This window comes from Collimonas sp. OK412, from assembly GCF_900112135.1.
GTDB lineage: Bacteria > Pseudomonadota > Gammaproteobacteria > Burkholderiales > Burkholderiaceae_D > Collimonas > Collimonas rhizosphaerae.
The window spans coordinates 1-26,318 of the sequence record NZ_FOLC01000001.1 but is presented as its reverse complement, the minus strand read 5'-3'; the positions used below and the strand labels follow the sequence as shown (position 1 = coordinate 26,318).

At 54.4% G+C, this 26,318-nt stretch carries 22 protein-coding genes; 6 read left to right on the top strand and 16 right to left on the bottom strand.

Annotation, left to right across the window (positions count from 1 at the left end):
- Both BM062_RS00115 and BM062_RS00110 read right to left on the bottom strand, forming a co-directional pair.
- The gene (locus BM062_RS00115; protein WP_092391874.1) at positions 1 to 831 is read right to left on the bottom strand and encodes a hypothetical protein; all 831 of its coding nucleotides are present in this window, start codon (positions 829 to 831) and stop codon (positions 1 to 3) included.
- Positions 818 to 2,356, bottom strand: a complete 1,539-nt coding sequence (locus BM062_RS00110) for a hypothetical protein (protein ID WP_092391872.1) — start codon at positions 2,354 to 2,356, stop codon at positions 818 to 820. The genes BM062_RS00115 and BM062_RS00110 overlap by 14 nt, the downstream gene beginning before the upstream one ends.
- Before the next feature lie 147 nt (positions 2,357 to 2,503).
- Between BM062_RS00110 and BM062_RS00105 the strand changes: the two genes are divergently transcribed.
- The gene (locus BM062_RS00105) at positions 2,504 to 2,701 is read left to right on the top strand and encodes a type II toxin-antitoxin system VapB family antitoxin (RefSeq protein ID WP_092391870.1); all 198 of its coding nucleotides are present in this window, start codon (positions 2,504 to 2,506) and stop codon (positions 2,699 to 2,701) included.
- Entirely contained in the window at positions 2,698 to 3,069 is a 372-nt protein-coding gene (locus BM062_RS00100; protein WP_092391868.1) for a type II toxin-antitoxin system VapC family toxin, read from the top strand. The genes BM062_RS00105 and BM062_RS00100 overlap by 4 nt, the downstream gene beginning before the upstream one ends.
- Here BM062_RS00100 and BM062_RS00095 read toward each other — a convergent pair whose 3' ends face one another.
- The 3 genes from BM062_RS00095 to BM062_RS00085 are packed head-to-tail and all read right to left on the bottom strand — an operon-like array spanning position 3,070 to position 12,293.
- Entirely contained in the window at positions 3,070 to 3,498 is a 429-nt protein-coding gene (locus BM062_RS00095) for a hypothetical protein (RefSeq protein WP_092391866.1), read from the bottom strand.
- A gap of 12 nt (positions 3,499 to 3,510) precedes the next feature.
- Positions 3,511 to 10,359: an SNF2-related protein gene (locus tag BM062_RS00090; RefSeq protein WP_092391864.1), complete on the bottom strand. Its 6,849-nt coding sequence runs from the start codon at positions 10,357 to 10,359 to the stop codon at positions 3,511 to 3,513.
- 5 nt (positions 10,360 to 10,364) lie between these two features.
- The gene (locus BM062_RS00085; RefSeq protein WP_092391862.1) at positions 10,365 to 12,293 is read right to left on the bottom strand and encodes a defense against restriction DarA-related protein; all 1,929 of its coding nucleotides are present in this window, start codon (positions 12,291 to 12,293) and stop codon (positions 10,365 to 10,367) included.
- A gap of 256 nt (positions 12,294 to 12,549) precedes the next feature.
- On the opposite strand from BM062_RS00085, the gene BM062_RS00080 reads away from it, so the two are divergent.
- On the top strand, positions 12,550 to 14,517 hold the full coding sequence (locus BM062_RS00080) for a patatin-like phospholipase family protein (protein WP_092391860.1): 1,968 nt from the start codon (positions 12,550 to 12,552) through the stop codon (positions 14,515 to 14,517).
- Positions 14,518 to 14,615: 98 nt separating this feature from the next.
- On the opposite strand, the gene BM062_RS00075 is transcribed toward BM062_RS00080, so the two are convergent.
- The 11 genes from BM062_RS00075 to BM062_RS00025 all read right to left on the bottom strand — a co-directional run bounded on the left by BM062_RS00075 (position 14,616) and on the right by BM062_RS00025 (position 23,018).
- Positions 14,616 to 15,122 (bottom strand): hypothetical protein, encoded by a 507-nt coding sequence (locus tag BM062_RS00075; RefSeq protein WP_092391858.1) that lies wholly within the window; start codon positions 15,120 to 15,122, stop codon positions 14,616 to 14,618.
- Between the two features lie 2 nt (positions 15,123 to 15,124).
- A complete protein-coding gene (locus tag BM062_RS00070; RefSeq protein ID WP_092391856.1) occupies positions 15,125 to 16,123 on the bottom strand; it encodes a hypothetical protein in 999 nt (332 codons plus the stop codon).
- The gene (locus BM062_RS00065) at positions 16,123 to 16,422 is read right to left on the bottom strand and encodes a hypothetical protein (protein WP_092391854.1); all 300 of its coding nucleotides are present in this window, start codon (positions 16,420 to 16,422) and stop codon (positions 16,123 to 16,125) included. The genes BM062_RS00070 and BM062_RS00065 overlap by 1 nt, the downstream gene beginning before the upstream one ends.
- Complete coding sequence (locus BM062_RS00060; RefSeq protein WP_092391852.1) at positions 16,419 to 17,021, bottom strand: tail fiber assembly protein; 603 nt, start codon at positions 17,019 to 17,021, stop codon at positions 16,419 to 16,421. Before BM062_RS00060 ends, BM062_RS00065 begins: the two co-directional genes overlap by 4 nt.
- A gap of 10 nt (positions 17,022 to 17,031) precedes the next feature.
- Entirely contained in the window at positions 17,032 to 18,474 is a 1,443-nt protein-coding gene (locus tag BM062_RS26205; RefSeq protein ID WP_092391850.1) for a phage tail-collar fiber domain-containing protein, read from the bottom strand.
- 74 nt (positions 18,475 to 18,548) lie between these two features.
- Positions 18,549 to 19,016 (bottom strand): hypothetical protein, encoded by a 468-nt coding sequence (locus BM062_RS00050; RefSeq protein ID WP_139219947.1) that lies wholly within the window; start codon positions 19,014 to 19,016, stop codon positions 18,549 to 18,551.
- The gene (locus BM062_RS00045; protein WP_175500831.1) at positions 19,013 to 19,795 is read right to left on the bottom strand and encodes a hypothetical protein; all 783 of its coding nucleotides are present in this window, start codon (positions 19,793 to 19,795) and stop codon (positions 19,013 to 19,015) included. Before BM062_RS00045 ends, BM062_RS00050 begins: the two co-directional genes overlap by 4 nt.
- Before the next feature lie 7 nt (positions 19,796 to 19,802).
- A complete protein-coding gene (locus BM062_RS00040) occupies positions 19,803 to 20,633 on the bottom strand; it encodes a hypothetical protein (RefSeq protein WP_139219946.1) in 831 nt (276 codons plus the stop codon).
- Between the two features lie 15 nt (positions 20,634 to 20,648).
- Positions 20,649 to 21,293 (bottom strand): hypothetical protein, encoded by a 645-nt coding sequence (locus BM062_RS00035; protein ID WP_092391844.1) that lies wholly within the window; start codon positions 21,291 to 21,293, stop codon positions 20,649 to 20,651.
- Positions 21,293 to 22,729 carry a baseplate J/gp47 family protein gene (locus tag BM062_RS00030; RefSeq protein WP_092391842.1) on the bottom strand — a complete coding sequence of 479 codons (1,437 nt, stop codon included), beginning with the start codon at positions 22,727 to 22,729 and terminating at the stop codon, positions 21,293 to 21,295. The genes BM062_RS00035 and BM062_RS00030 overlap by 1 nt, the downstream gene beginning before the upstream one ends.
- A gap of 1 nt (position 22,730) precedes the next feature.
- On the bottom strand, positions 22,731 to 23,018 hold the full coding sequence (locus tag BM062_RS00025) for a hypothetical protein (RefSeq protein ID WP_092391840.1): 288 nt from the start codon (positions 23,016 to 23,018) through the stop codon (positions 22,731 to 22,733).
- 132 nt (positions 23,019 to 23,150) lie between these two features.
- On the opposite strand from BM062_RS00025, the gene BM062_RS00020 reads away from it, so the two are divergent.
- The 3 genes from BM062_RS00020 (at position 23,151) to BM062_RS00010 (ending at position 25,763) form a co-directional block, all read left to right on the top strand.
- Positions 23,151 to 24,599, top strand: coding sequence for an SEFIR domain-containing protein (locus BM062_RS00020; RefSeq protein WP_092391838.1), 1,449 nt, complete (start codon positions 23,151 to 23,153; stop codon positions 24,597 to 24,599).
- 40 nt (positions 24,600 to 24,639) lie between these two features.
- Entirely contained in the window at positions 24,640 to 25,158 is a 519-nt protein-coding gene (locus BM062_RS00015) for a hypothetical protein (protein ID WP_139219945.1), read from the top strand.
- 122 nt (positions 25,159 to 25,280) lie between these two features.
- Complete coding sequence (locus BM062_RS00010) at positions 25,281 to 25,763, top strand: GTPase domain-containing protein (protein WP_092391834.1); 483 nt, start codon at positions 25,281 to 25,283, stop codon at positions 25,761 to 25,763.
- Positions 25,764 to 26,318: the final 555 nt, after the last annotated feature.

The following is a 26,318-nucleotide window of genomic DNA, read 5'->3' as shown; positions in this document are numbered from 1 at the left end:
TCAGGCTACCGGAAAGAAGGAATCGAACTGCGAGAACGTCATTTGAATTTCTTGCACCGTGTCGTCTCGCCGCGACAGGTCGTATTCAATGCCGGCAGGACGCATATATAGAACGCTCTCGTAGCCGCCGCGATTGCTGGCATCGGTAATGAACGAATGCAAGATACGGATCTTGACCAGGTATTCGATGGGCACGCCGACGCAGCCGTCCCGCTTGGTCGCCGCGGCCGCCTTCGATTCAAACCATTTTTTGAGCGTACCCACCGAATCGTCCATGGTCGTGAGTCGCAGATCAATAGATTCCAGGCTATGCACCGAATCGATTGAGCCCGATCCCACCCGTACCTTGTCGCCGGTAATCGTCCAGGGTGAATAATTGGCCTCGGTCGCAAACAAGTTAAACATGCTGGCGCCGTCGCCGGTCATCAGCTTCGACACCAACGAATCCATGCTGGACGGCATCAGATCCGTGACTTCGATCAGAAACAGGTTTTTCTTGGCATACCGGGTTGCCGAGCACTCATCAAATATCGCCTTAGCTTCCGCCGGCGTAATGCCGCCCAATAGCGGCGTCGGCGTTGCCCAATAGGCTACCAACGCAGCCAGGCCATCCACGCGCGGGAAATAATTCGCGAGTAGGCCTGAATCCAGGACAGAGAGCGCAGCGCCGCCGAGATCGCCACTCAGGAGCTTATTGCCAACACCCAAGTCCGTATTGACCAGCGCGCCCAAGCGCGGCGGCAGATATTTCTTGGCCTGACCAATGGCAGCAATGGCGCCGGCGCTCTTTGGCAAGGCAATGCTATTGGCTACGTTATCAAACAGCCCCAATGTCGCTCTCCTCGACAGCTTTAGCGGCCATGGCCTTGGCATAGGCGGCCGCTTCATCTTCGTCTAGCAGCATTTGCTTCGCCAGGAACATGGCGGTCGTCTTTTCATCCAGGCCCATCTCTTTGATCTGCGACATGACCTGCGCCAGCATGGCCGCTGAATTCGCCGATTCCAGGCGCGTCCGCTGTTTCTCCGCCTCCATGGCAGAAATGGAACCATAGAAATTAATGTTCCATGGCCGCTCTTCTTCCGAAAACACGATCCCGTAGCGGTGCATCGTGTGCAGATCAATAACGGAATTGAAGAAATCGGACAGCGCGCCGCGAATGATGCGGGATTTTTCGGCGACCTGAGCGCTCACACGGAAGAAGCCGCCATCGCCCAGGCCGCCGGACAATTGATCAGCGAAGCCCAGCATCGACAGATCCACCCCTAGCGCACCGCCCAGCAAGCGCGCGTGCATCATCACGTCCTCAATCGACAGCTCGCCATTGCGGCCCGAGTCGCCAACCAGCTGCGATAAATTCGTGAGCTGCTTGTCGCCGTGATATGGCAGCACTGTGGTGAATTTCTCCAGAATCGGCTGGCCATGTTCAATTGCCCACTGCGCGCGCTGTTTCGCTTGCTTCAGCATGATCATGACACCATCGCCAAATTTCTTCTTCTGGTCTCCCGTCATGCCATCGCCATTGAATCCCAGCACGCGTTCATCAATCGAATCGGCGAAGCGCTGGCCGATCAAGCCTAGCAGTGACGCGTACAAGTGGTCGTAAGCCTCTTCCGCTTGGTGCAGGAACGAGCCGCCCACCATTGACGGCAGGATCGGCAATTCATCCAGATCATTCTCCGACAAGGCCATCTTGATGACCTTGTCCTGCACCGCAAACTGCGGCACCCAGACCAGCCGCGGCATTTTGAGGCGCAGTAGCTGGGTGGTATCTAACCGCTCAATCGCCTTGGCGCCGGAATACACCATATACCCCACGGTCCGATTGCCCTTCTCGTAGGCTTGGACCATAGGTGGCCGGACAATCTCACCGAAATACAATTCACGGATGCCACTGCTATCGACATAGGGCCGCGCATAGCTGTCGCCAAAGGTCGCGCCGTTGTAGGCCATGCAATGCGCCATTTGATTGAGCTTGGGCGTCAAGGCGGCATCGATCTCATCCACCATCTTGGCGAGTTTGATATTTTTGATCGTCTCGGCCTTCTTTTCGATGAAGACCGTATTGCCCGTCGTCTCATGGCCGCCGAGCGCGGACGTGACGATCAGCGACAGCGCGCCGGACACAATGGGGTCGCCTTCCATGAATGACCATTTTTGATATATCTGCGCCCGCATGCGGGCGGCGCGGCGGCCAGTACCCAGGAGCGACTGCGATGCGGCGCCGAAATCAAAGGCATAGGGATCGTCCTTCCCCAGGTCGTCCACCTTCTCGACGTTCCCAGAGAACCATTTTTTTGCCGACGTGCCCATTTTGCCGAAGAGGCTGGGCGCATTCTTCTCAATATTTTTTGCCATGTTCGCTCTGAATCGTCTGTATTCAGCATTGTCGAGCAAAAAAACGGCACGACTATTCGGCGGTTTCCATCTAGGGGAATGCATCAAGAACCTATTTAAGCACCAATTGATGCTATAATTGGTTCATTCATTTACAAGGAGCACCCTATGCGTACCACGGTCAATTTAGATGATGCCCTTCTTGCCCGCGCGCAAACTTTGTGCGGCTTGGACGAACGCAATGCCCTGCTGAAGGAAGCGCTGAACGCATTAATTCAGCGTGAAAGCGCGCGTCGCTTGGCGCGTTTGGGCGGCAGCGAACCGCAATTGCAAGAAATTTCACGTCGTAAAAGCGAGGCACAATGATATTGGTCGATACATCCATCTGGATTGACCACTTGCGCGCCGGCAGCCCAGCACTGGCTGTGCTGTTAGAAATGGGAAGATGTTATTGTCACCCCTTCGTCATCGGTGAACTCGCTTGCGGCAGCTTGGGTAACCGGAGCGAAATTCTGAGTTTATTGCAATCGCTACCGCATTTACCCACCGCCACCAACGAGGAAACGTTGTTCTTCATCGAACAACACAAGCTCATGGGGCGCGGCATTGGGTATATTGATACGCATCTGCTGGCCAGCACGGCAATCCATGCCGCCCGCCTATGGACCCGAGACAAGCGCCTCAAGGTCATCGCCGAAGAAATGGGTCTAGCGTTTGAACCTGTGACGCATTAATTACGAGGGCGTCATCTCGACGCTCTCATCCATCAACACGTAAAACTCGCCATTGCCGAAAAGATCGAATTGCCGCACACCCTGGAATTGGGTAGCGTCATACATCTCAGCAAACTCAAAAGCTGCCACGATCGTGATGTCGGCATCGAGCTCCCCTTTTTCATTCAGACCGCAGTAGACACTAGCGATCATCGGTTCAAGTTCGCCCGAGTAGGCATAGCCTCGGGCGATCAATGCCGCCTTCAACGCCCACCAATAAGGGCCGAAGCGCAGATAGTTCTGTGGTGCGGCGCACACGATCTTGTTGGCGAGCCTAGCCATAAACTCGCTGTGCGATTGGCCAGAGTTGTTTTTTTCAAATTCGGCCCGGTGGTCTGCCAGCTTGTCAGCCAGGTAGACCTGATCGGGTAAGTAATTGACGAATTGCATTTGTACTTCCTGTTAAGCGATAGAGATATTGTAGGTACGGACCTGCTCCGCATAGTCACGCAAGATGATTTCATAGACCTCGCGCGGCACCACCCACGAATTGACCGGCGCGCTCTGTAGTTGCCTGGACGGCCACTTGCCTCGGAACATGGCCTTAAAGCCCATCGTCAGCGCAACCGATTTGATCGTATCCTTGAAAGCCATCGTATTCCCGATGATAGCAACATACTTGTCCAGGGGAACCTGTACATCGTACGAGGTAATGACAGGTATCTCGGCCGCCGGCGTCGGTACAGGCTGCGTGAGCGCCAGGGATTTGCGACGATAAGCGGCATTTACCATTACCGAAAACGTCTCTCTGTAATGCGCGTTGATCGCCGCGTCGTCCCAATCCAGCGCCGCATAATAGGACATATATGCCTGCTTGCACAACCACACCAACTCCTCCGACGTGGTGGCGGCCTCTATGGCGGATTCCATCGTGGTGTAGTCAATCGTGCCTATCACGCCATTGACCGCCCTCACCAGCGCCGCAACCAAGTCAGCATCATCTTCGGCATGGAAAGCTTTCAGCGCAGCCGCACTCACCTTCATCCCTTGTGCAATGCCGTACCGCAGCAGCATTTTTGCGGTTTTCTCTAACGACGGCTTGTTGTAACGCTCAACGGTGGCATCGTCCGGCACCAGCACGCGGACGGTACCATGCTGATCTGTCACGTATTCAACCTTCCCCTCCTGTTCGGCGGCGATACGCTTGATCAACGGCAAAGACTGATCTGCCCTTGGTTTCAGCACGAGTGGAAACATCGGCTCCGGCAAAGTAACTTCGTCGGGAAGCGCGTTAATCCTCGGCCCCACCTTCAGGGCGGCCTTCACATCTGAATTTAACGCTGAGTACAAAAGCCCGATTGCAGCGGCATTCAGACCGCCTTGAGCGCGTGCAATCAGCCCATCATCGACAGCCGCGGCCCGCAACACCGTAGCACGATAAACGGCATTATCGGGGTGTTCCTGGGTAATGATATTGCCGCTAAACACAATACTTTCATCCGCACGCTGAAGCTTCGCCGCTTCGGCATCGATCGTGCGCACGCTACTCGTCTTGCCATCTTCCACAATCCACAGGCGATCCTTGCGATCAATCACGAAGTCCCCTGTACCGACAATCTGATTGCGGATAATCTTGGCCTCACCGGTTTTAGCTTGTTCAATCCGGCCCAGCGACACGCCGGCGTCGGCACAGAGGCTCAGTGCCTTTGCTTCGGATTCGTCAGCAAGCACGCGCGCCGTCGTCGTCTCGGCATCCCAGTTTTGCGCAATCGGCGACTCGTCAACGACAGAGAACTGAAACGAGGTATAACGATTGCCGCCGGCGGAACTGGCAACGCTGCTCATAATCCCGTTGCGATTGATCCCCTTGATTACCTGCGATCCGCGCGCAGTCTCGATCCAGCTGGTTTGACCAAATGCTTCTTCCAGTGTCTTGAGGCGGCTATCCGGGCTAATGGCGATACTTGCCTTGATCGGATTGGCAATCCGGTCATACACCGCCTGGGCCTTGGACAACAACTCAGCGATACGCGCGGTCTGCGCCGGATCCTTGGCATCGGCGTAGCGTGCGTAACGGCCTTTCACCGCCGTCAGCTTGAAATAGGCTTCAGCAGCATCGGCCACCTGCTCGCCCAGGTAGATGCCGACAGTCGGGTAGCGCGCTACCACCTCCCGTTGCGCCATCATGGTCGACAGGTTGGCCGTCAGCGCATCCTTGGCGCTACGTTGCCGCTCCACCGCCTCGCGGCTAGCGATCTTTTCTCGTACAGCACGCATACCCTCGGCGCTGCCGGCGGCTTCGGCCAACATCTCCACGTCCTGATTAGAAATGCCGCCGGCAATTTTTACCGAGTTACCCTTGCCGGACATCAGTTCGCCGATCCAGTCTGCCTTCTTGCTGACGATACCGCGCTTATATTCGTCGAAGGTGCCGTCGGCGTCGTAGTGATAAATCGTTACGCTTTGCAGCTTATTCCCCTGGCGCACGCCGCGCCCATTGCGCTGATGCAGGCTATCCGGTGTCCAGCCAACGGTTAGATGGTGGATGGCCTGCGTGCCTTTTTGCAGATTGATGCCAACTTCGGCCTTCTTGTTGGCGATCACGACCGTAAAGCGGTTTTGTTCGCCTTCTGCATTAAAGCCGTCCTGCACATCCTGCATCTGACCGGCGTCCTTGATCGCCTCGGCATTGACAATCGCAATCGCACCAGACGGAATGCCGCAGCGCTTGCCCAACATGATGCGGATTTTGTTATGCAGCGCCAGCATGTCGCAAAACACCAACTGCTTCGCTTTGCCGCCTGCCTTGGGGGTGGCCTGCTCCTGCTGGAAGTTGCCCAAGAACGCGGCCAGCTTGGGCGGGATCGTGACATCCAAGTCCAATTTGAGGACGGTCGCGATCTTCTGGAACACGTTTTGGGTCGCCTGCGACTCGGTATCGATCACGATCTTGTCGCCATCGATCGTCGCCACGACGCGAACCGTCAGCACCTCGACATCAGCGCCATCGCCGTCACCGCCGCCCTTCTTGATCGTCCGCTTTACTACGCTCTCATCACTTTGCATCAAGGTAGGACGATTTCGCTCTTCCGTCACCTTCTTGGCATTGAACTGATCGACGGCCAACTGGGCAAGCTCGACTTGTGAAGCTGGGAACAGGTAGACCGAGGTTTGGCGCGCGGTCTCTGGATCCGCAATCAGCTTGCTGACTTTGTTAATAAAATTGAACGGGTGCGCCACCAGCTCCGGCGTTTCACGACTCTGCTTCAAGTATGCGAACAATTCGTCCTGTTCATGCGGTGAAACAGGTGTTTCGCGGACGAGGCGCGATGCGGTACTGTACAGCCGCTGCATGCGCTTCAGCTCCTCCGTCATCGCTTCCGGCAGCTCGACCGCCGTAGGCAGCTCCTGCGCCTCCGGGATCGACAAATCCACCTCTTTGGCCGTCTTGATGTTGGCGATCTGGCCCAGCACGTCGCGCAGCAGCGCCGTGTTTTGCAAGCCCCGGAAAACCCGTGACAGACGCTCCGTACCGGACAGCGAGGTCGTTTCCTCCTCCGTAATGTTGCAGAACGCCTCCATAAAGGCATCGGCACCGCGCACGCCCCCCATACGCCGATTAACTTCCTGCTCGCCCACCGCTAGGGTCAACATCGCATAGATCTCCAGCGGGCTGTTCGTGATCGGTGTAGCCGTCAGCACCAGTACGCCGTCACCCAGTTTGCTTTTACCGCGCACATACCAGGTTTTAATCTGCGCATCGAGGCCGCGGTCGGAAGTCACTGGCGCCGACAGAAACTTGGCGCCCTTGAAATCCACCGTGGTCTTGCTGTTCTTCATGGTATGGCCCTCATCGAAGACCAGCGAATCCACGCCCATGTCCTCGAAAAACGGCACCGCTGCTGATCCCTTGCCGCCGGACTTGGTGACGCCGGCCAGCTTGCCTTCCTTGATAATGGACGCCGCCTTGCTTTTCGTCTCATCGCCGTCGTAGGAAGCGTCGTGCTGCTTCAGATGGCTTTCGTACTCTTCCAGCGTGGCTGTGCGCATCTGAATCATGGCGAATGCTTCCAACGTCATAAAGATCTTGCGATGGCGGTTTTCTAAGACAATATTGAGGTCGCGCGCATAGTTACCAGAATTCAACTGTGCGGATCCATCGACGGCCGTCTCCAGACCGACAAACAGGCAATCCTCGGTCGAGGCGTAACAGCTCTTGGTTTCCTTCTGCCAGTTGGTCAAGGTCGAGTTCGGCACCACAAAGAAGGTTTTCTTCTTCACACCGATGCTCTGAATGTGCTGTACGGTCGTCAATGACGTAAACGTCTTTCCGAGTCCCACGTCGAAGCCCAATATCCCGCCCATCCGCTTGGCATACCGGCGAATCGTCGCGTTCTGATAGCCATGCGGCTGAAATGCGGGATTCAAGCCCGGAATTTCCAACGGCGTCGTATCGTCCACCTCGCGAAAGAACAGATTATCGGGACGTTCGAACTGCGACTTCAGGCTGGCCTGGATGCTGGTATTGGCTTTCGTCCAGGCGTCAAATTTCTGATTGGTCTGGGTAATGAGCTGTTTTAGGCGCTCGATACGCACCGGCTCCAGGGTCGAATCGATGGCCTTGTCTTCCTGCTTGGTGCGGGTGCTGAGGCCGCCGCTCTTGACGTATTCGGCGTAGCGCTTCAGATTGCGGAAATCTTCATCCGCCATCTTGCCCTTCGTCCCCTCGAAGCCGATCACCGGCCCATCCGCGCTGGATACGACGGCAAAGCCCGGATGCAGATACTTGCGCAAGAACTCGGCCTTGCGCTCGAGCTCGACAAATGGTGTTGCCAGGTTCATCGTCAGCGCCGACACGTCCGGTTTCACCAGACGATCATCGGCGGCCTGCCGCTGGCGCACCAACTTGTCGCGGATGGCGGGATCGGTCACTGCCTCGATTTCCGCCGTATTGCGCTTCAAGAAATCGGCATAGTTGCCAGCGTAATAGTCCTCGGCAGACATGGCGCTCTGGCCGTCCGGCGAAATACACCAGGCGTCGCCGGCCATTGGATCGAAGTCGCTGCTCAGTGCTTCTTTCAAGTGCGCCAGCGCGATAAAGCCGGCATCGTCCGCATGCTCATACTTGGCACGCTCGTATTTCTGGGTGGGCGCCAGCTCAGCGACCGCTACTTCGGCCAGGGACGTGCCCATCCAGCGATTGCTGAAGGCACGGGTCTTGACGTTGTACCAAATGCCCAGGAGGGCTGCAGCATCGCGCAACACTTTCGATATACCGGACGGCACGGCCCTGACGCTCTTGACCTGGCTTTTGATCGCCTCGCCCAGTTGCGGGTAGACCTCGGCATAGTTAAACGGCTCTTCAGGGGCATGCTGATTGACGACATCTCGCAGCGCCAGCGCGGTTTTAAGCACATCGAACACGGCCGCCTGCTCACTCAGACTGACCGCATTGTCGATGCCGACGACACAATCCTTCACCCACGCCGGCATACCCTGATAATCGGCCTTTTCGATCATGTAGGCATACAGACGGCTGGCATCGCTCCATGTGGCGGCCTGATTGACCGCGCGCAGCGGCGAATACAGGCGATCGGCCATATCGACCATCTCGGCGTCTGCCGGCGACTGTTTTACAGGCGCAAACACGCCGTTCTGATAGACCATCGTGCGACCGGCGACCGCAATAGCGTCGCCATCACTATAGCTAATCGGCAACGCCGGCGCGGCATTCAAACTATCCCAATCGATGCGCGACTCGCCAAAGCGTCGCAGCAGCTTCGAGATGTTGCCGATGCTGTCATCACTAATTACCTTCTCGACCTCACCGAAGCGGCCCTTGTCCATGGTGGTTTCGCCCAGCATGAAACGTCGGCCAGCGCCCTTAAAATAGCCACCGGCCAGAAATTCGTCCCATAGAACGCCAGCTACATGCAACTTGTCGGGATCCTGCTGCTGTAATTCCTCGATCTTCTCGACGGCCTCACTGCTGTACTTGCGAAACACAATCACGTCCGTGGTCACATCGGCGCCCGTCGCATCAAACATCTTGTTGGGCAAGCGATATGCGCCCATGAATTCGGCTTTCAGGGACGCCTTATAGCGCAGCTTCTGCTCATTGACGCTACTGACAAAAGCTTTACTGGTGATAAAGCAGGCCAGGCCGCGCGGGCGCAGCTTCTCCAGGGAACGCAGGATAAAGTAGGCTTCCAGCGATTCGCTTTGATAGCGCGGATCCTTGAGCTTTTCTTTGCCGCGCGCGGCGTTGTCGCCAAACGGTACATTGGTGACGACGGCATCATAGATCTCGTCCGGTGTATTGGCCGCCACGGCTTCGAAAGCGCTGACTGTGACGTGATTACGCGCGCTGCCATTGACCAGCTGATTGACGCGACCGGAAGTGGCGTCCAGCTCCACCGCATCGATCACGGCATGTTGCGGCGAGGTTGCCCCGAAAATGCCGGTGCCGGCGGCGGGATCGAGTACCTTGCCACCCGTAAAACCCATGTCGGCCATCAACGACCAGACACCCTCGGCCAGGGGCTTCGGGGTGTAATACTCGTATTGGCTGCCGGTCTTGCCGTCAGCGCCCGTCATGCCGCCGCCGTTGCCGGAATACCCAGCCAGGACGGTTTTTTGTTCCGCGCTCAATGTCTCGGCATCGATCTCGCCGGCGTCAATCTGCTTGAGCAACGCCATGGCTGCCTTGTTCTTCTTCTGGCGTGCGGATGGCTTGATGTGCTCATCGAACTCAAAATAGGACGATGTATCGGTACTCGCCACGGCGTCGGGCAACTGCGCCCGGCCCAGCAACGCCATAATCTCGCTCACACGCGCGGCCAACTTCAACATGGCAAGCTGATCCGCTACCTGGTCGCTACTCTTGAGCTTACTGTACTGCGCCACCAGGCTGCCCAATTCGGCAGTCAAGCGCAACGTGACCAGCGAGCCGGCGTCATCCAGCAACACCCCTTCAACCACACTCGGGTCGGTCAATCCCTGGAGGTATTCCGGCACGTCGACCGCGCGCACCTCGATGGTCGACAGCTCGCCGCCGGATACGTCTTGAACGGTGACAAATCCACTGCCATCTCGAAACGCATAGCTTGCGTATTCGTAAGGAGCATCTGCCGTCGGCGCATTGCGATATTGCATCCGCCGGCCAGAGATAAACTGGGTGACGAATTCAGCGTCAACGGGAACAATGCTGCGTTGCCCGTCCCAGGCTTGCTGAAACGCCGTATCAAGAACCACAGGTGCATCGGAAATTTCGCTTGTTTCTACTTCACATACGTCTAATACTTGGTTCATGGTGTTCAGTTACTCAATGTTTGGGAAGCTGCTGCCAGCATGGCGGCGGTGTAGGTGGAAACGGCACGCTGCCATTTCGCAAGGATCTCGGCGTTGTCGGGATTGCGCGTCAGGATGGCTTCGATATTGGCCGACAGCGCAGGATCAAAGATGTCGACCTGGCCGTCGATCACAGACTGCAGGAATGCTTCGTCTGCCGTCATTTCGGCTCGCGGTTCAGGAGTAGCGAGTGCGGATTGCTCAACCGGTGTCGGCTCACTCGTCGCAGCAGGCTCAACAGCGGCCTTTGTAGCAACTTCCGCCGGCGCCGGCACTTCTGCGACATCGGCTTCAGCCTCCGCTTGCGATTCTGGAGCTGACGTTAGTTCGCCCACAGGATCCACGACGGGATCCGTCATTGCCATCGGCTCCACCCTAGCCGGACTAGCTTCGACAACCGGATCAACGGTCACGACAGCAGGGGTGACGGGAACAAGGTCGGCGGCCGCCAGCGGAAATTCATCATCGGGAATTGGATTGCTACTCTCCGGTGTTTCAATGACCTCTGGCACCACGATCTCGTCCGGTACAACCTCACCCGTCTCGGCGGAAATAGGATCCGCGACTGGTTCGGGCGGTGCTGTAGCCACGACAATAGGTTCGGGGGCTGGTTCAGGAGCTAGCTCAGTGACCGGCTCGGCGACAGGATCAGAGATAGGTGTCGCCGGCACAATGCCGGAGCTATCCGGAACACTGGGCGTAGACTCCTTCTCGACGCGCCTGACTTCCAGCTCGCGCTGCAACCGCGCCAAAGTTGCTTCTTTTTCCGCGATCGCCGCCTTCAATGTTTCAATCGCCTGCATGCGCGCAGAGCGCTTCGCATTGGCGCGCTGAAACGTGGCTGAATTTCTCTCGGCAAGGCGCATAAGCCGATTTACCACCTCGCGCACGTTCAGATCTACGCCGCGCTCAGGCGCAGCAACAATCGTCACATCCTTCTTATTGAGCATCCACTTCCACGAAATGAGATCGTCCGTTGGCACGATTTTTTGCGGTGTCACGTCTGGATTGTGAAAGAAGATACTGAGCGTCTGCCCATCCGACAACTCATAGACCACCGCCACATTGGCTGTTCCGCGCTGCTTGAACGGTTCCGTGATCTGCATGGTGACTGGCTTGACGGTGCCGCCGGTGCGTTCCATGACGCTCTGCAAGATCTGCATCTTACGTTCAAGCTTCGCAAATGGTGTCACTAGCGCATCGAAGGTATAGACGCCCTCCGCATCATCCAAAATGTCCGTCACGCTCAACGGGTCGTACATCAACCCGTTTTCATCGTGGCGCCGAATGTCGTATAGCAGCCCATCATAGGTCTTGCCAATGGGAGACTCACCATCCCACATTACTTTATTCATGTTGTCATACCCTAAAATTGGAAGAATCGCCGCGTTGATCGGCTTGGTGTGGTTGCCATGCTTGGCCCACCATTTCAGCTGAGGAATGGAGATCGAGACAATATCGCCCAGCCCCTGCCAGCCTCGGTGATAGCTCTCCAGATAGGCGCAGGATGCCGCCTGGCTATCCGGAAAGCCGAGCATGATTTTGTGCTCATCAAATGCACCGGTCTGCTGATTGACCTGGTTAATAACAAAGGCGGCTCGCGACTCTGAGTAATAGCCGATGAAGACATCGAGTTCGTCGCCATCATTGTCAGTCGTACCAACGAGATAGCCGTAATGCGCTGACATCCTGTTTTGCCATGGCCGGCCCGCCGCATCGATGCCGGAACGGAACGATCCGCGCGGCTGCTCGATGGCGATGGCCATGCCATGAAGGGTCGTTCTACCTACTTTGTAGTTACCTGCCAGTTTCTGCGCCTGAGTGGGCTCCGACAGATTGTTATGCCCCATTGCGCCACGATGGGCGTCGGCTTCGATGCGTGTGAATTCGTCCATGTATCCCCTTCGTTGAAGCAAATGATAGGGGTAACGGAAGAGCGATTTGAGGGGTGTTTTCCTACAGGAATACGCGATCGCTTCAGGAAAACAACTTAAAAATATAGATATCGAAAAAACTCAAAAGACTTCATAATTGCCGAAAATCAACAAAAAACTACCATCACTACTGTTGCTAATACAAGAGGATGCCAATCCTCAAATGAAAATAATGTAGTGCACGCTCAACCTACGGTAATGACGAGGGGGAATCGGAATGCCACGCATACAGCCTTTTTCGGGTTTTTTTTTCACCCTAGCAGTCAGTATCACTGCGTCGTTACAGGCGCAAGAGATACCAGCACCTCGCAATTCAATCGAAAAAATCACGCCGGCCTCGCTTGCGGAAGACTACAAGCTTGAGCGAAGTTACCGACCAGACAAAGAAAAACAACCCACCATTGGCCTCGCGTTATCCGGTGGCGGAACAAAAGCGGCCATGTTTGCCCATGGTGTGCTCCATGGTCTGCATGATGCGGGCGTACTAGAACAAGTGGATGCTATCTCTTCCGTCTCAGGTGGCAGTTATGCTGCGTACTGGTACTTTACAAAGATGCTTGAGTCAAAGCGCCATAATTTCACGCTTTCTCAGATTTTTGACGATTGCATCCCCACTTACTGGACAAAAGATGATAAGCCAGACTCCAGGCTACAGCAGGCGATGCAGGCCGCCAAACTGAAACCTCCGGTAAAGGGTATGTCTGAATGCGATGGCCCTGCACATTTCCGAGCGATGGGAAATTTATTAGGCACAGACGACCCTTACCGCTGGCAAGCACATATTGTTCGCTGGCCAGATGTTATCCAACCCACTCCCGTCTATCTCAATGGCGGCCTACAGGGCGCTCCTGAACAACAAATGCGTCGCGGAGTCCTCAACGCTCTGACCAAAGAAGTTGCCCTCCATGCGTTCGGCAGCGCTTCTGCTGTGCCTCGCATTTATCAATACGGCATTGAACGAACATGGGGGCTAAGCCCCAAACCACGGGATGTCACTAAACTCAGCGGTCAATTCGAGCATGATGAGACAGAACATTGGAAATACACCAATGCCGGCACGCCCGATACAGACGTTGCCAAACGAGGGATCCGGGTAGATCCTGGCACAACGACTTGGTCACAACTTCACGACCTTTATTCCACGGCAGCTGCACCCGCCGCACTAAAAATTATGCCGCTATGGATCGTCAACTCAACAAACGGAAATAAATCGTGGGAGCCTAACACCCAAAATATATTTGAAATGACACCATTCGGTTATGGCTCTATCCGGAACGGCTATATCAACGACTTCGCGTCAATGCCGATAAAAGATCTTGGCACCAGTGTGCGCGCATCCGCCGGCTTTGCCGATGCGCAAGGCATCGAAAATAAGGTGGAGCAAACCGTTGTAGATAAATTCAGCAACGGAATCCCCGCACTTCGGTGGGGTGTCGATGCCACCATGCAGAGCAGTCAGGGAACCGTGCAAGAGCTGCACCTGAGCGATGGTGGCGGTTCCGAGAATCTTGGCCTTTACAGCCTGCTCAAGCGCGGATTCGATGACATTATCGTGGTAGATACCGCCGCCGACGTTGAAGGCGATATGTCAGACATTTGCACAGTACGCAAGGCTCTTCAAAAAGAAAATATCACACTGGAATTCGATGCGCTGCAACATCTGAAGGACGTCTGTGAGGGGCAGCCGCAGCATAAACCTAAGCGCGTTTATAACCTCTCGGCGTGGAAAAATCCGGTCGTTAAAGGGACAGCTACCTGGCCAGCTGTGGATGGGGCCGCTCCGCGAATTGCTCACATTTGGTTGATCAAGGCAGCATGGGATGAGCGGGCGATCGCACAGGGTTATCCCGATAAGTGCGGCGAGAAAAACCAGGTAAATTGTTTTCTTGAAGTCTTTTACGGACACAATACCAAGGTCAGAGCCAAGATCAGAGGAAAAAAAGATGGCTGGATGATATTTCCCCAACTCGGCACCGTCGCATCAACCTACAACTCAAGCTCTTATCTATTCTGGGGATATCGTGAATTAGGACGCATGCTCGCCTCGCACTTGTCGGTCAACACAGTTGGACACCTTGAATTGGACACGCCACAATGCCTACAGGTCGACCTCAAACGCGCGAAAGGACGCAGGCCGGAAGATTTCGAACTGACACCGCCAACGGCATGTAAAACGGTACTTTGACGACATTCCAGGAATGTCCAAAGATCAAACGCCGCCCGGACTTGAGTTTAGCTGCGAAGATATCCGCTGAATCGTCCTAGTTACAATTCAGCGGGGATTCAATTACTTATTTTAAATCCATCGATATAAGTCAAATCATCGCGTTTATGCAAAATGTACTTTCTGCTATACGGAGCGATATTGATATCGCCGTCGATTGCCACGATTTCATAGGCGATCTTGACGTCCGCATGCAACAGCATATAAAGCACGTCCTTGGTCTTCGCCGTAAAGTGCGCGGGGTCCTCTACCGGTGTCAATGCTTCGATCAGAGCGAAAATTTGCGGCTCGGCGTTGTCCAGCGCATCCCCGCGGTCAATAACCGTCGATGGCTGGAAATTTTCTACGATCAACAACTTGGCGTCCCCGAGTAAATCCCACTCGACATCCGGCTCATCCGACGAATCCAACACGCCAAGGCCGCCGAGCGTGGGCATGCCACCTATGCTGTCGTCTGCCTGGCGCATTACGCGTTGCCGGAAAGCGTGGCATGGAATGCCATTCGGGTGGCGCAACGTGACGCTGCGAGCTGCCTTGTTGATTTGCATTGGTACGCTGTGCAGCATGTCTATCCCTTCAATTTCATCGTGATCACGTCGAAGTCCGTCTGAGAGAGTTGACCGGCATCCTTGAGTTTTTGCAGTGTTTTTTTTGCTTCAATAATCGCCATACCTGCCGCCTTATCCGCCTTCTTTGCTGCGGCTATCACGGCGCTCTTCAGACTTTCCGCAGATTTGCTCGGCTGCTTGACGTTGATAGCTCGATTTTTACGCGCTTGTGCTGCAGCGATCTCGCGCGCCTTGGCCTGCGCAATCACCGCTGACTGTTTGATGGCGCCCTTTTGTCCGCGTTCCACCATGCCGGCGACGATTCCGCGCACCGCCAAGCTGCTGCTGAATTCCTTCATCACGCGTAGCGCATGCTTGCAAGCCACACCGCTGAGTCTGGGATTGCGTAACTTGGGATACGCGGCTTCCTGCCGACCTTTGACGAACCCACCCACCGTGGCGATATAGCGATACCAATATGTGAACCGGCCGCAGTCGCATTCAAATTTCAAGGGACTGTCTTTGACTAGCCATTTAGCCAGGGCCTTGGGATCTGTTGGCGAAGCAACTGCCGCATCAAAATTCATGATCTCAACCGATACATAGTGTCGGGCCACATCCGAGTCAGCCGATGCGTCAGTCACAAACCGGATGTCTCCCCGGTTTGTTCCCGCCGGCACTGCCATCCTGATCTGCTCATTGGCCCGTTCTCGGTCCTCCGGCAAAGACAGGTTAATAATTTGCTGCGCCGTCAATCCAGGCTTGAGTTTGCTGCCCAACGCCTTGGCATTCTTCCTAAAAACCACGAGGTCATCGTTGGTAATCAGGCGAACCTGACCACCCAGGGAGGTAAGCAACAGCCGCTCAGCGCTGTATTCGCCTTTGACCTCACGCGGACGTAGAAGATTGACGGCCTTGGCACGACGCTCCGCATCGGCCTTCCGGAGTTGATCCGCTGCCTTTGCTGAACCACGAATGCCCAGCACCGCGGCCAATTTCGCGCTATTGATGTTTGCCATTATCCGAAATTCCCAAAACGCGCGGCCGTCTTGAGCGTCAGCAGCTGAGACTCTGTTGGCAACACCAGCAATTGCTCTGGCAACTCCTGCTCAACGGAATCTAAGCCAGCGGCGGCCATCACGACCAAGAACTCATCCGGGCGCCCATAGATACGCCGCGAGATCAGTGTCATATCAAAACGCTCGTCCGGCTTCGTCTGGTAGCGGATTGCCATACCCCAAACCGGTGTTTTTGCGACGAAATCCCGAACCTGACGATAAAATATCGCCGTTGCGACCGTGTTCTTTTCTTGACTCATTCCGAGAGTCGCGATAGGGGTGCCAGAACATGATCCTCGTCAGGCTCCGTCGGCCAAACGACAGCGTCGGAAAAGCCGTCTTGCTCAATTGCCCGCACGAGTGCGAGCTGATAGGCCGACCAGAGCCGGAAATGGTCAATTTCCACTTCGGAAAGTAAGCCAGCCGCATAGGCGTCAGCCTTGCCGGTGTTCTTCGCTCGGGCCAACGTCATACGCCGCTCGAATTCGGCCATCGCTGCTGCCCGTTGTTTTTGCGCGATCACGGCAGGATCGATTTTCCACTCCCCATCGCGCCAGGCGTGATTGTCCGAGGGGCGCGGCACGTCCGTTAAACCCTGTTCGGCGGGTGTCTGACCGGCGACAAGGATCTCGGCCGCCTCGCCGGTGTCCTGGCGATACAGGATGCGGCCGCGATAGTCCGGCAGCAGGGTCCAAGCACCATCACGATAAAACGGCCAGGACAGTGCGGTGCGTTCCGGCATCGTCTCCGTGGTGCTGAATGCCGGTATCAGCCAGCGGTCGAGGTGGCGTGGATCTGCATCGGCTAAACGACTGCTGTGATATTGACCGTTGTGGTTGTCGTATTGATGAATCAGCATTTTTTGCTCCTTAAACTGGATAGGCGCGGATCATCGCCAACATGGCGAGGTTGCGTGGGCGGGCTTCATTGCCGCCGTCGAGGTTGACCGTAATGGCGTGGGTATGATTGCCGGCCCCGCCAATACCGATGTTGTGCTGGTGCGTGCCGTTGCCATCGGTGTCGAAGGCGTGAGAATGGCCGCCGGCGACGCTGGTAGCCATTGCGCCACCGCTTTGCTGCACGCTATTGCCGCCGGGGGCACCTTGACCGTTACCTGGGGAACTGTTGACGGAGTGCGCGTGATCGCCTGCCCAGGACGTACCGCCATGGTGGCCGTGCCAGCCCTGAGCATCCGTCCATCCGGTGTGAATGTGATCGCCGACCGCTCCCGCGCTGGCGGTATGACTGTGGAGTCGGTTCTGACTATCTTGCCAAGTACCGATACCGCGTGCGGCATCGACGCCGCGCCCATCGTCCCAGCAACGCAGCATTTCCCCGCGCAATTCAGGAATGCGGAAATTTGTGGCGCCGTCGCCAGAAGAGAAGCAACCCCAGTTACCGTTCGCCCAAGTTGCCTCCGCAATGAGCGCGCCGCTTGCCTGGGCGTAGGCCCAGAGGTCGGGATAATCGGCGCGATCGACCAGCGCGCCATTGAGTTTCAGATACCCGGCGCGGGCGCTGGTGCGCGCCTCAAACACGATTTGTCCGATCACCGCCTGGACAATGGCCTTTTGCACAAAGGCCGTATTGGCAATCTTGAGCGAGTTGTCGCCATTGGCTGGCGTCGGCGCTGTCGGTGTGCCGGAAAGAGCTGGACTATCGAGAGGAGCGAAGCGAACCAAACATTGTGCCAATTTTTTTGCAGTGATCGCGCGTTCGTCATCCGTGCCCGCATCCGTTTCGGCTTGCGTGGCGATTTCGAGTACACCAGTGTGCGTCTCGGTGGCGAGCCTCCGATATTGCGGATGAGGGTCATTAGCGGTTTCATGTGCCCCAATCAACTGTATGGCGGTATTAATGTTCGGATCAATCAGCACTGTCACGGTATCTGCCGGTAGAGCAGAGAAGCCCAAAGTGTACGAGACGGTTGTGACGCTATCGTCTGCAAAATACAGCGTCGGGGCATCTGGTTTGCTGTATATCGCTAACAGGATTCCATCGGCAAAAAAACCGACCTCACCGCACCAAAATGGCGAACCGGCAGGTGCAATTGCCTCTGCATGTACTTGAATCTGCGTAGAGGAAACTTTGCCGCCGCCAGCAATGGCAACCCGCATTATTTCGTCTTGCAAAACTTCCTCAGCACCACTTGGTTTGTATTTCGCCAAACCGAAAGCAATGTGGGTAATCGCAATTTCAATGCCAGTGTTCGCAGCGTTGGTCGAGGCAATCAACCCGACCTCGGTAATGGTCGGAATGATAGTTCTTGGTTGTGCCTTGGCTATAGCATTAGTCGAATTAAGGGCGGACATTCTGGCTGCCTTGGTTAAAAATATGAAAGCTATTTTCGGCCAAGCTCGCCCGTGCCATTACGACAGTTTTCCATTCAGATCGTCACGAACCCGCCTTGGCCGGCAGCGAGAAACCAATCCTGCATTGCCATCGCACTACCGATTCCCAACGCTTTCTTGACATACAACGCCGTCGCCAGCACCGCCACCTGCCCGCAAGTGATGTCCGGCGATACGCGATACAGCCGCTTGCCAAAGTCGTTCATGCCATCCGGCTCCAGCTTCTGGCGCGGATCACATCGCGCGGCCTTATCGTCAATCATCAGCGTTTTACCGTTGGAGCGAATAAAAAACTCTTCGATGGCATCCATGAAGTCGACATCGGTAAACAAGCAATCCCGGTCGGCCAGGCCAACGCCACCGATCAGAATTGCGTCGCTGAAGCGGTCGGCGCGATATAGCGCTTCTTTACTGACTAGCAATATGTCCGATTCCGCCTCGTAGAAGGAATACACCGTGGCTGGCGCCATACCATAGCCTGATATAGAGGCTTGGATTTTCATAGTTCTGGTACTCCCTGATGCCGGGGCACATCTGGCGCACCATCAGCAACATGGCTATGGACGTTGTGCACAAGATCGTGCGAGACCATTTGCCCCACCTCCGGATAGCCATGCGGATTATCAGCGCTGCCGTCGCCCTTGCCGTCGTTCCGTTCGCCTGCCTTCGGCCCAGAAAACAAGGGAATCGTCTCTTTCAGAGTCAGATCAATTGCCAAGATCGTCAGGTTCTTCTGCCCAGAGTCGATATTCATGGCCGGCACATCAGTCGCTTCCAGCATCACCGGCCATTGATGGTTGATACTGGCAAAGCGGTAAGTCGCATCAAAGCGGCGATTGACGACCGCTGCGATAAACAAAGTAAATTGAGCCGCCATGCTGCGCGCCGTCTCATCCTCCGCGGCGCAAATGACGATCTGCGCGCGGCGTTCACCCTGCATCTGCCGTAACTGAAAAATCCGATTCAGCGGATCGTCTGGCAGCGTCACCCACTCCGGTTCCGGTACCTGGCGAGAAAAGTCCCCCGGCACCGGCGAGTAGTCTTTGCCGGTCGCCACAATCATTACCGGCAGATGCGCACTGCTGCCCGGCCCACCGTCGTTGTCGTTCTTGCGCCAAGCGCCCAGCATGTCCTGCACCTGGTCAATCATCCGATCCGGCGCCCAGACGATGCTTGTACTGACCCCGCGTTCGACAAACGACTTCATCGCTCTGGTGGTCGGCGTGAGCGATGCGTAATAACGCCCCATGTACCGGCCAAAGGCTTCTTTCAATTCAAGCATGGGATCCTCAGCGCCGCAGCAGACGATTGACTAGGTTGTCAACGCTACGTCCCTCTGCCTGATCTGGCACGACGATGCCAGGCAAGATCGCCCGTTTGAATTCAGCCGCACCCGCACGCATTGCATTCACGCCGGCCTTACTGACCATCATGGGTAGCGATCCAGCCGAATCCAACGTAGCCTGTCTGCCGGCCAGCATAGCGAGGTACTGTTCGTTTTCCTCCTCCAGTCTGGCGATGACCGTCAGCGCACGCTCATGATCCGCTCGCGCATCCCCGAGACTAGCCTGGGCGCTATCCAGCAATGCCAGCATGCCGTGCAAATTCTGGTTGTAGTCGGCAATGACAGCATCATCCAGAATCCCGCCGCCGTCATCTGCGTTTGCCGCATCCAGCACGTAGCCGCGGTTGTCATCGAAATTGGGTTCATTGACATAATCGAACCCGAAGAAACGCCCTTCGACCTCGCTCAGCGCCGAAGAGAATCCGCCCTTTTTGCTTTCGAACATCTTTTGCGCAGTACGGCCAGCATCCGTCGCCAGGAATTCTTCTTCATGCTCGATGGTGCCATCTGGGAAGGCCTTTAGATGCACCGTCGCAATGGCCGGCTCCAATTTGACCAGTTTGCCCTGATAAATTCCGCCTTCCGGCGGCATCATGCCGAATTTGACGCGTGGCCAGTGGCCGTAATAGCCGAACATATCGCGCTTTTGAATACGCTCCTGCGTCCTGGCGCCATTGATAAACGCGGCGACTTTGTCGATATTAAAATGCCGCGGCTTCCCAGTCAGTTCGCGACCACGCTCATTGAGGTTGTACTGAATCACACCTGTTCGCACCCTACTCTCCCATATCTAGTGTGGTGAAGGCAGTATCGCTTCGCCTTCAGCTCGATAAAATTGCTGCGCCATGGCGCCGTTAAATAGACCAACCTCATTCTCAAAACGCTTCAGCAGCGATAACTGCAGCACATACTTGGCGGCGATCACCGCGCGCAACGCGGGCGCTACCATCGGAATGTTCATTCCCAACTCTCCCTCATCATCGATCGACACCCGGATCCGACTGGTCAGATAATGCGTGGCGCTAGGATCTGCGTTGCCAATGCTGCTGGCGCTGCTCAAAGCCGTCGGATAGGGCTTGCCCTTATCCTGCCAAAGCTGCTCCACGATCCAGCCATTCGGCCAGAGCAATTGCAGATACATACGCAGGAAATGTAATCCCCGTTTTGGATTGCGCGCACGCCAGGCTTTATAGAGATAGCGCATGGCCGGCTCTTCGGTGCGGATCAGTGCCAACCCTTCCCGCTTTACGTGCCGCTCGATCAAGGGTAAGGAACCCAGGTGCGGGACGCCATAGACGTTCAGCTCGCGCTCGGCGTCCCGCAAGTAGGTCTCGAACAGAAACAACACCAGCTGCTTCAACTCCGCTTCTAGTGCGTTGGCGTCGTGGCTGCGTTGGAGCGGCGCAAGCGACGGAATTCTGCTGTCGACGTCCATTACTGCCCCCAGGAGCCGAGATTGTAATTAGCCAGCGTCACCGAGACATTCAGGCTTTCTGGGGTCATGTAGCGGAAATGCTCAGGGAGCTGCTTGCCCTGCATCGGTGTGATCGTCACTGAAAAATCACTCCCCGAATCTTGCAGCGCCTGGACATTATTCTTGAGCAGTGCATAGATGGCCTTGTATTTCACCACCAGCATGCCGGCGCGAATCGGCACGGCCTTCTCGCCGTATTCCTTCAGCAACACATCCAGAATCTGCTTTTTGACAGCAACGGCGTCGTGAATACGCGCCACCTCCGCGATGATTGTCATGCCAATGGCAAGAATGGCCGGCGTGATGAACACGATGCGATAGGAGTCGTCTGCGGCTTTGATCACGCGCGCAATCTCTTGCTCGATTGACTCACGCGTGGCGCCATCAGGTGGAACAAAGGAAACGAACAGCCGATTGATATTGTCTAGGCTCGGCCCGCGCACCAACTCTTCAATCGTTTCATTCCAGATCGAGAGAAATTTCAGCCCGGCGATATTACGACGAACCAGGAAATCAAACTCGCCCAGGTACACCGCTGTCTGGTCATAGGCCGACGGGTATTTGCAGAGCTCTCGCAGCGTCGCGATGTCGATAGGCGCAGCTCCTGGAATCAGCAACGAGTCCATCGTGATTTTGATCAGGCCATCTTGCGGTGCTATCGCATAGTCCAGGGCAAAGGGGCTGCCGGCGTCCGGCCGCACGTCCCCTGTGGTCTCATATACGGTCAGGGTCAGCACCTCACCAACACTGGGTTGATACCCAACATAACCGGCATAGCCAAACACGACGAACAAGCGCCGGTATTCGTCGCATTCCACATGGAATACTTTGTCGCCGTTGGCAACATTCGTAAATTCCACACTATAGGTATACGGTGTGCCGGCCGCATCGGCGACTGAGATGCCGCTGATAAAGCGCCCGTCACTGGGCTGCGGCACCTCAATCTTATAAAATGCCTGCGAAACGGTCACGGTATGTTCGATGGAACGCACCTGCTTTTGCAGCAACTCAGCATGCCCCACGCCACCTGCTGGCACCGTTACTGGCGAATCGGCAACGTACATGCGCCCGCTGGAATCCAGCAGGCCGCGACCAGCACCAATGGAAAAAGGCGCATTGGTTGGGTTCTCGACTTTCACCTTCACGCGCGCAGGTGTTGCCATCGGCATCAATCCCTTCAGCGAGGCATCGGCCAGCACCGTCGAATCACGCACCTTATCAAAGGGCTCCATCGCGCCGAGCTCGATCTGCTGCGACATCATCGCCATCATCTGGGCGATTGCGGACTGCGCCTGCAGCAGCCGCGGATCGCCCACCTGGTACAGCGCTGCTAACTCGGGAAACTGCGAGACCGAATTGACGATTACCCGATCAAAGTCTTCTTTGGAATAGGCCATGTCAGCTCACCCGCTCCTGCCAGCCGGCGATGTCAACAATCAATTCGCGGCGGTCCGGCAGCGTATCCACGTAGAACACATTCACGGCGCCAGCCGGCATCGCCTCCAGCGCCGGCACGTCCTCGCGCATCTTGCCGATGAACGCATCGCCGATGCCGGCGGCCATGGGATTTTGCAACAGCGACTGGGGATCAGCACCGTAATCCGAACCGAGATAGCCGTTAGGCGGCGTACTCAGCCAGTGGCTGACCATGGCTTGAATGTCTTGGGCGGTGATAGTCGGTTTCATGGCGATGATGATAGAACCATCGCCAGAGAGGGAATGCGGGGGTTTTCCTAACGACTAAGACAACTTGTCAATATTGCCATAATGATATAATTTATCTATGTCAATATTGCTCTTCCTCCTTAAAGGAAATCTATGACCCCTCCTAAACTCTTCATTTCCTATAGCTGGTCGACTCCCGAACACGAGCAATTAGTCCTCAATCTAGCAACAGAACTACGCGAATCGGGCGTTGACGTAATCTTGGACAAGTGGGACTTGAGGGAGGGACACGACTCTATCGCTTTTATGGAGCAAATGGTAAACAACTCGGAAATCAAAAAGGTCGCCATCATTTGCGATGAATTATATGCTTCAAAGGCCGATGGTCGAGCCGGTGGCGTGGGCACCGAAACGCAGATCATTTCGAAAGAGGTCTACGACAACCAGGCACAAGAAAAATTTGTCGCTGTCATAACCTCAAAAAGCGAAAATGGCAAACCGTATCTGCCGACCTACTACAAGTCACGTATCTATATTGATCTCAGCAGTGCCGATCGGTACGCAGATAATTTTGAGCAGCTCTTGCGATGGATATTCGACAAACCGCTCTTTGTTAAGCCTGAGATTGGAAACAGACCTTCATTTTTATCAGAAGGTGAGCACCTCACCCTAGGAACTACGGCCCTTTTCAAGCGGTGCGTTGACGCGATTAAAAACGATAAAGCATATGCCGCCGGCGCTCTTCATGAATACTGCCGGTTGTTCTCTTCAAATTTTGAAAGATTCAGATTACCAAAATCTGATGGCGAATTCGATGATGCCCTGGTAAAAAACCTTGATGAATTTCTTCCGCATCGAAACGAAGCAATTCAGTTATTTACAACTATTGCGGAATACGCACCGACAACTGAATTTATTCAAAGAATTTTCCGTTTTCTAGAAGATTTGATCCCATATAGGGACCGCCCCGCGAACATTACATCATGGAGCAATCGCGATTTTGACAACTTCAAATTTCTAGTTCATGAGCTTTTCTTATATGCACTTTCAATCCTAATAAAGTATGAGCGGTTCGACCAAGCAAATACTTTAATTCAACAACAATATTACGTTCCTGGAAATTTAGACAATGGGAAAAAAGTAAGTACCAATTTTTCGATATTCCGAACGCATTTAGAATCCTTGGAATACCGAAATGAACGGTTAAAATTACGGCGTCTTTCGCTTCACTCCGATCTATTGAAGGAACGTTGCATAGGAACAGGACTTGAATTTCGCCATCTCATGCAAGCAGATTTTGTTGCATTCATGCGCTCAGATATAGACATGAAGAACGAATTCGACTGGAGTCAGCGGTGGTTCCCAGAAACACTGCTATATTTAAATTCTTTTAACAGTCCTTTTGAAATCTTTGCTAGATCAATTTCAAAATCATATTTCGATCGCGTCAAAATATTATTGAATATTGAAAAACCAATTGAACTAGAACAGCTACTAACCGCCTATCAAGGAAATTCGTCGTTCAGACTTCCACAATGGGGCCACCATAGCTTTAATCCTGGTGCATTATTAGGCTATAACAATTTGGCCACAAAGCCCTAATAACAATATCTTCTTCATTTTCGCAGGCTACTAAATTGCAATGGACGCGCTCTCAACTCTCCCTACCGTAATTTCTGCGGGCGCTCTCTTAGTGTCGCTGTCGGCATCCATTTTCTCTAGACGGTCGTGGCTAGAAACTAATCGTCCAATTGTCACTGCAGAAATTACCACACACGACGCAGGTAGTGAGTCCATTTTGTTCAATCTTGTGGTTCATAACGTTGGCAATCGCCCGGCTACAGAAATCCGCCTCGCTGCCAGCAGTGAAATCATCCAAATGCTAGTTGAGCCAACCGCTCGTGACCGCTACAAAGACGAAGTGAAACGTTGCTTTTCGGAGGAGGGTCGCATCGCAGTACTTCACCCTGGGAAAAGCGTAAAAAACGGATTTGGACTTACCAGTACCGACAAGAAAAAGAATGTATTAATTTACGGAGCATCTGCTGCAATCGAAATTCACTACAAAGATCTTAATTCTAGAATCTACAAGTCAAAATTGACTTTAATCGTCAGGGACTCGGCCTACTTTGCGGGGTCCGGCTGGGCAGACACAGACTAGTTAAAAGCTCATTACGTGGACATACAGAACGTATCGCTGGATGAACCATTGCGCCTCTGAAGCGCCTATCATCTGCTCCGATCCATTATTTCTAAATGAATATTTCTCGCAGGAGGAAATTTATGCGCAAGTTTGTCGCAATCATTGGGGATCGAAACTCCGGTAAGTCCACCATCATCAAGAGCCTCACCGGCTGCCGGACAAGTTCCTTTCGTGGCTCAATAAGCGATCTATCCACGGGCCGGAGTATCTATGTCATTTGCAGCTCTCCACAGGAGCACTTGCTTTCTCTCGCAGACTTTCGCAAAGCGCTAAAAACATCCGAGACGGATCCCAACTGCCAGGGCATCGTCATGGCAATTCAGCCAACCGTGCCGCGCGCCCGTCTTTCCATGGAAGCGATCTTTCAGGTAGTAGCAACCACTGCAAACTTCCAAATGCATGCGTTCCTTCTTGATCCTGGTCGAAGCGGTAGCCTATCAAATAGCAATGCTATTATTACCCGCCTGAAGTCCTATCCAACGAAACATTTCTTGCTAAACGGTGAACGCTTCTCACACATCAATGCGCAAATCATCAACTCGAAAACTCGCATTGCGTGCTAGTCCATCCATCGTGCGGCATAGGTAATGGTGCAGTCAATGAATAGAAATCTGCCCTTTAGCATAAATACCTTTTCAGGCAAGATATTTCGAGCTAGATCTATTTTAGATTTGACTAGATTAATGCGCGCGAATGCAAGGCCGATGCTCCTATAGATAGATTGCTTATACTGCATATCGACCACACGAAACATAGCGAATATATATGATGCAAACCTAAAAAAGGTATAACAATGCATGGATGCAGTCACTGTATAACTGGTGGCAATCTATGTATAAAGCACAGAACAGATTCATTATAATCAGACCTCGTGGTTCGCATTAATCTCGAAAAAAATCTAGATATTTGGGGGCATTATGGAAACCTCTCAACACCAGACCTTTATCTTGAAATACACGCCGAAAACGTTAACAGCAATCGCGCGAGCTGCCAGTCTAGATAACAGCAATCTCAACATCCAATAGTAAGCGTCTTCCCAGTAACGTCTGTACTGCCTGATCCGATGTCCGCATGATTGAATTGGGTGCGAAATGAATTGTGCCCACAAATTCAATTAT